2 protein-coding genes and 1 riboswitch are annotated in these 1,638 nt (G+C 58.2%); of the genes, one reads left to right on the plus strand and one right to left on the minus strand.

The features are described from left to right. Positions 1-16 precede the first annotated feature (16 nt). Positions 17-673: an energy-coupled thiamine transporter ThiT gene (thiT, locus tag QZ377_RS12610; RefSeq protein WP_291441592.1), complete on the minus strand. Its 657-nt coding sequence runs from the start codon at positions 671-673 to the stop codon at positions 17-19. 109 nt (positions 674-782) lie between these two features. Then, a riboswitch (TPP riboswitch) is annotated at positions 783-881 on the minus strand. A gap of 83 nt (positions 882-964) precedes the next feature. Between thiT and yfbR the strand changes: the two genes are divergently transcribed. Continuing rightward, positions 965-1,543, plus strand: a complete 579-nt coding sequence (gene yfbR / locus QZ377_RS12615) for a 5'-deoxynucleotidase (protein WP_291441593.1) — start codon at positions 965-967, stop codon at positions 1,541-1,543. Positions 1,544-1,638: the final 95 nt, after the last annotated feature.

Genomic DNA, 1,638 nt, shown 5'->3' on the forward strand with positions numbered 1-1,638 from the left:
TTCCGGGAAATTTCAATCAGGCCTTGACGCCCTGGGGGCCCATGCGGCGGGCCAGGTTGCGCACCAGCGGAACAAAGCCCAGCACCGCGCAGATCAGAGCGTCCACGCCCACACTGGTCAGGTTATAGGTCAGCGAATAGACCAGCGGATCCATGCCTTCGGGCGCATACTCGGCAAAGTAAACCACGCCGGAGATCACATGGCAGATCACGCGCAGCGCGCCGGCGGCCACCACGCCCACGGAGAAGTTCAGTGGCGACTTCCAGCCGCGGAACAGCGCCACAATGGACAGGCCGCCAAAGGCGATCAGATAGTCCAGCGCCGCCTGCACCCAGCCGACGATGTACATATCCTGGAACATCTGCAAAACGCCATAGGCCAGACAGCACAGAAGGCCGGGGCCAAAGCCATAGGCAAAGGCAAACATCATCACCGGCAGCATGGACGCCGGGGTGATGGAGCCACCCTGCGGCATGTGCAGCAGGCGGACATAGGACAGGACAAAGCTCATGGCAATGCACAGGGCCGCTGCCGCCAGCATTTTGGCGTTCCACTTCACCTTGGGCGCGACCACGGCCAGCGCCACGCCGAAGGCCACGATCAGCACCAGAGCAATCCAGGTTCCGGCGGGGATTTCGGCGAATTTGCCAAAGATTTCACTCAGGGTAGTCATTGAAAAAACGCGCTCCTCTCTCCAGCGGGAGGCCGACGGCATAAAAAAACCGTGCTCAGCCAATGAACACGGGATGCGTACGAAGGATTTACACGTTGGAAACATGCAAATCTTGACTTATGCGCTTCCCTACGGTAGGATTAACTACACAGGTTCAAAGGGTTGAAGCTTTGCTTCTCTCAGCCCGAGGGCTCCCCCAGCTTTTTCGCTGTATAGCATAAGCCCTGTGACGCATTTTGTCAAGTTATGCTTTGACTAAAACATCGCGCCGGTTGTCGGGAGGGATGATCGTTGGCGCATCATTTTTTTGCCTATATGTCCCGCATGAAGCACATCAAGCGCTGGGCGCTGATGCGCAACACCTGGCAAGAAGATATTGCACAGCACTCGCTGCAGGTGGCCATGATCGCCCACGCGCTGGCCGTGCTGCACAACCGCCGCTTTGGCGGAGGCGCCAATCCTGAGCGCGCCGCCACCTTGGCCGTCTACCACGAGGCGCCGGAGGTCATCACCGGAGATCTGGCCACACCCATCAAGTATTTTAACCCTGGCATCCGCTCTGCATATAAAGAAATCGAGGGCATTGCCGCGGGCAAGCTGCATTCCATGCTGCCCGGCGACCTGCAGCCGGATTTTTCCACGCTGCTGTGTGCTCCGCAGAGCGACCCGGAATGGCCGCGCGTCAAGGCGGCGGACAAAATCTCGGCCTATATCAAGTGCGTAGAGGAGCTGCGTGCCGGCAACGACGAATTTACGCGGGCGGGCCAGACCATCCTTGCGGAGCTTACAGCCAGCCCCCTGCCCGAAGTTCGCGCCTTTTTAGAGGAATTTCTTCCCTCTTTCCGCCTGACCATGGACGAGCTGGACTAAACGGGTAACAAATCTGTTGCCCGTCTCGTTTATTTTTCGGTTCCCGGGCTGTGTCCCGGGCTTTTCTGCAGTGCAATATCATGCAATTCATTTTT

Origin of the sequence: Desulfovibrio sp. (assembly GCF_019424165.1) — a bacterium.
In the GTDB taxonomy this organism is placed as follows: Bacteria; Desulfobacterota; Desulfovibrionia; order Desulfovibrionales; family Desulfovibrionaceae; genus Desulfovibrio.

Bases quoted from the DNA above. Each gene is read 5' to 3' on its own strand.
- thiT (WP_291441592.1), bottom strand. From the start codon at position 673: ATGACTACCCTGAGTGAAATCTTTGGCAAATTCGCCGAAATCCCCGCC.